This window comes from Paucihalobacter sp. (assembly GCF_036825875.1).
Classification (GTDB): domain Bacteria; phylum Bacteroidota; class Bacteroidia; order Flavobacteriales; family Flavobacteriaceae; genus Paucihalobacter.
The window spans coordinates 1-4840 of the sequence record NZ_DAISXK010000080.1; the positions used below are offsets into that span (position 1 = coordinate 1).

Annotated in this window: 4 protein-coding genes; all 4 read left to right on the forward strand. The window is 37.0% G+C overall.

Going from position 1 to position 4840, the window contains the following annotated elements; all coding sequences use genetic code 11:
- Nucleotides 1-1340 (forward strand): DUF5916 domain-containing protein (locus tag V7Z48_RS13380; protein ID WP_334114120.1); only part of this gene is annotated, 1340 nt, incomplete at its 5' end.
- Between the two features lie 116 nt (nt 1341-1456).
- Nucleotides 1457-2158: an ABC transporter ATP-binding protein gene (locus tag V7Z48_RS13385; protein WP_334114122.1), complete on the forward strand. Its 702-nt coding sequence runs from the start codon at nt 1457-1459 to the stop codon at nt 2156-2158.
- 6 nt (nt 2159-2164) lie between these two features.
- The gene (locus V7Z48_RS13390; RefSeq protein WP_334114123.1) at nt 2165-3577 is read left to right on the forward strand and encodes an ABC transporter permease; all 1413 of its coding nucleotides are present in this window, start codon (nt 2165-2167) and stop codon (nt 3575-3577) included.
- A partial coding sequence (locus tag V7Z48_RS13395; protein ID WP_334114124.1) for a hypothetical protein occupies nt 3574-4840 on the forward strand: 1267 nt, incomplete at its 3' end. The genes V7Z48_RS13390 and V7Z48_RS13395, both read left to right, overlap by 4 nt.

Here is a 4840-nt window from a genome sequence, read left to right on the forward strand (position 1 = left end):
ATAATACGGATTTTGCACAGGCAGATGTTGACCGACAGGTTATAAACCTTTCCCGATTTTCAGTTTTATTCCCAGAGCGCAGACAGTTCTTTTTGGAGGGAAATGAAATCTATTATATGGCAGCATGGGATAATTTACAGCCCTTTTTTAGTAGAAGGATAGGTTTAGATAATAACGGAAATCCTATTCCTATCGAGGTGGGCGCCCGATTTACAAATAGAAGTCCAAATCAAAGTATAGGTGCCATTGTGTTACGACAGGACGAGTTTGCCAATCAACCTGCTTCCAATTTTGCAGTGGGGCGCTATTCTAAAAATTTAGGGGGACAAAATAGAATAGGAGGCATGGCAACTTTGCGATATGATGAACCCAATCAAGATGGACAATCCAATTACAATACCACAGTAACCGTAGATGGTTTTTTAAGACCTAATCAAGCTTTAAACGCTTTTTGGATGCTTTCGGCCTCCAAAAATTCTGGTTTAGAGAATAATGACGGGTATTCGGGTGCATTGTGGGCGTATTATTCCAATAACTGGATTTATTTAGGATTGATAGAAAGCTTTGTTTCATCTAATTATGACCCTAAGGTAGGTTTTATTGATTCCAATAACTATTTGCTCACTAGTCCGGCATTCTCATTGAAACTTCGTCCTAAATGGTTGCCAAAATTTACAAGACAGTTTAATCCCGGGATTACCACCTTATTTTATAATTACCTAGATGATTTATCTTTTAGAGAGGGCTTTGCTTCTTTTAGACCTTTAGGTTTTGAATTACAAAACGGCAGTAATATTGAGTATACCTACCGATTAAATTGGCAGTCATTAAGAGAGCCGTTCTCTCCATTGGGTATTGCTATTGCAGCGGGTGATTACTCATTTCAAAGGCATATTTTTAGTTATAGAGGAGACTTCTCAAAAAAAATTGGTTTTAGTACGTCTTACAATTTTGGGGAATACTTTAACGGGGATTTAAATACCCTGACGACCTCCTTGCGAATAGCACCGCTTCCACATATATCTTTAAGTGCAAATTATGAGTACAATTTAATAAGGGATTTAGGGGTTCATCAAGAATCATTAAAAACCAATTTGATAGGTACTGAACTTCGATTATCACTAAATCCAAGGCTACAACTCATTACCTTTTATCAATACAATTCAAGTAACAAAAGTTCAACCATAAATTCTAGACTATCATGGGAATACCTACCTCTTTCCTACATTTACGTTGTAATTAATGAAAATCGGGAAGACCTATTGAATAGTCTTTTAGAGCCTGTTAGATTTCAGTTTAATCAGAACATCTATAAGTTGACTTTTTTAAAACAATTTTAAATGCGAGGTATTGATGCAAATATAAAATTGTTCATGCTTTATTTAATTGAAAGTGGACATAGGTAAAATTAAATTATTATTTTCGCAACAAAGTTGCATTAATAATATTATATTTTATGATACAAATACACAAGGTCAGTAAATCTTTTAAAGGCAATGCTGCCGTTAAAGATCTAAACTTAAAAGTAGCTCCGGGCGAAATACTGGGTCTGTTAGGCGCCAACGGTGCCGGAAAATCAACCACTATCAATATGCTGTTAGGGTTTTTAAAACCAGACACTGGAGACATCTTAGTCAATGATATTGATGCTAGTAAAAATCCGAATGATGTAAGAAAGCTTATAGGGTATATTCCTGAAAACGTCAATCTGTATCCATATCTGTCGGGTCTTGAAAATTTGGATTATTTCTGCAAGTTGGCCAATTTAAAATACAGTAAACAAGAACTGCACGATTTTTTAAACACTTGCGGCTTGCAAGAAGCGGCACATCACAATAAAGTGTCTGAATATTCAAAAGGCATGCGACAAAAAGTTGGTATTGCCATTGCCTATGCCAAAAAAGCCAAGGTGTACTTATTAGATGAACCGGCCAGTGGTTTAGACCCGCTTGCCAGTAACGAATTATCTGAGTTGTTGAAAAAATTAGCAAATGAAGGTGCCAGTATTTTAATGGCTTCGCACGATATTTTTAGGGTGAGGGAAGTTTGTCATCGTATTGGCATTTTAAAACAGGGCGTATTGGTTAAAGAATTGTCTAGTAAAGATGTAACTGCAAATGAGCTTGAAAATATGTACTTAAAATATATGCAAAACTAAGCGGTTATGACAGGTCAAATATTTAAAAATGAATGGCAATTTTTCAGCCGAAACAAAACATTACTAGGGGTTACAATAAGTTTTGTGTTAGTTCTGGTGCTGTCTATCGCCTTGGGAAACATTCAAACTAAAAATCAAACTGTAGCTTACCAAACGGCGCAAGAACATTTACGTGCGCAATGGGAAAATATAGATGCTATGAATCCGCATAGTGCGGCCCATTATGGTACTTATGTCTTTAAACCGGCCAATTTGTTAAGTAGTCTGGACGAAGGTGTTAACAGTATTACCGGAAATGTGTTGCGCGTAGAAGGCCATGTGCAAAACGAAATAGTACATTCTGAAGCCTCGCAAATGCAAACCGTATCTAAATTTGGTAAGCTTAAAAGTTCACTTTTGTTACAGTATATAGTGCCACTATTACTCATTTTTCTTGCTTTTAATTCGGTGAGCAGTGAGAAACAAAGTGGCCGACTCAAATTATTGGTCTTACAAGGCGCAAAAGTAAAATCGATACTTTGGGCCAAAACACTTTCGGTATGGCTTTACGGCATCGTGTTGCTGGCAGTTGTAGTGGTGGTATATGCCTTACTAAATATTCAAAATTTGAATACCGATACAATAAGTAGAAGTCTGCTGTTTTTTCTTAGCTATGCCATGTATTACTTCATAATAAGCGGTCTAACCGTTTTCTTTTCGGCAAGATGGCAAAATGCAACGGTGGCATTAACATCGATGTTGGGAATATGGATACTATGGACGGTATTTTTACCAAATATTTGGATGAGTTCAGCTGAACAGTTACACGAATTACCCAGCCGAAACGAATTTCAAGCCGCCATGAAAGAAGACCGCTCTAAAGGGTTAGACGGTCATAATCCTGCAGATGAACGTTCTAAAGGTTTAGAAGAACAAGTCTTAAAAGAATATGGTGTTGATAGTTTATCGCAACTACCCATTAATTTTGATGGTTTGGTAATGCAAGCCGATGAAGAATACGGCAACCAGGTTTGGGACAAACACTTTGGCAATTTACGTGAGGTTTTAACCAAGCAGAAGCAAACCTATCAATGGGCAGGCCTGGTCAATCCGTTTGTATCGCTGCAAAATGCCAGTATGGGCTTTACTGCAAGTGATAATTTACACCATCAAGAATTTTTAGTACAGGTAGAACATTACCGAAGAGATTTTATTAAAACACTTAACGATAAGCACGCCTATGGTGGCTCTAAAACCGGCGATTGGGGGTGGAAAGCCGATAATGATTTTTTTAAATCCGTACCCGATTTTAAATATCAACCTACCGCATTGAGCACCATTTTTTCTAATTATATCACCGACCTTTTGTTATTGATATTATGGAGTGTGTTGGTGGTGGTATTGCTAGTAACAGGAACTAAAAAAATAGAATTAATATGAAGGCACTAACTATTTTTATGTTCGAGTTAAAACACTTTTGGCGTAGTAAATTTAAGGTAGTAGCTCTTTTACTTTTTATGGTTGCAGGGGTTTACGGCTTGCATAATGGCGCAGCCTTGTACCAAAAACAATCATCAGAAATTGAAAGCATTCATCTCAAGACAGAAACCCAAAAAGCCGAAATTTTAGATTATTTCGATAAAGGAGAAAAAGGCCCGGCTGCCAGATCTTGGGTAGATGTAACTACGCCATTTTGGGCCATATGGTATACGCCGATATATGATTTTAAAAATCCATCATCGGCCATGGTTTACAGTATTGGTCAGGCCGAGCAATATGGATTTTATAAGCGCATTACCTTTTGGGCAAGTCCGTACGATGCCGATATGGCCCAAGAAATTGCCAATCCTGAACGACTGCAAACAGGCACTTTAGATTTTTCGTTTGTACTTTTATTTTTATTGCCCTTATTGTTGCTTATTTTGGTATATAACCTCAAGGCCTCGGAAGCAGAACAAGGTTTTTTGCCTTTAATAGAAGTGCAAAGCGCTTCAAAGCACATTTGGCTTTTGGCCCGATTAGGATTTTATGTGGTACTTGTATTTGTAACTTGTTTATTACTCATAACTTACGGCGCTTCACTTACACAAGTATTTAACCAAAATCCACAAGCCTTTTTGCAGGTTGTATTATACAGTTTGTTGTACTTGTTGTTTTGGGCCATTATTTTCTTTTTTATACTTAAAAACGGTCAAACAGTTGTTGCCAACACACTAAAAATGGTAGGTATTTGGCTTATTTTGGCATTTGTCATACCTGCGTCTGTTCATCAATGGGTAGGCGTAAAGCATCCCACTAATTTAATGACCGATTTTATTGATGCACAAAGAGATGATCGCGAGTCTCTATTTGCTTTATCAGAAGACGAAATTATAACCAAGTTAAAGGCGCTGTTCCCCGAAATAGAACAGAGTGTTGCGGCAAAAGACAGCACTAAAACTAATATGGCAATGAACCGTTCAGGTGCAGCACTGGCCAACGAATTGGTAAAACAGGGCATCGCACCTATTGAATATGAAAATCACGAAAAAAATAAGTTGATTAGTGCTTCATTTTGGTTAAATCCCGTAACATTTTTTCAGAATAAATTAAACAGTATCAGCAAAACGCACTATGAGGATTATCAAGACTATCGAAATGGTATTCAAGCGAAGATAGATAATCAAATTAAAATGATGGTTTTAGATATGTGGAATGACGTAA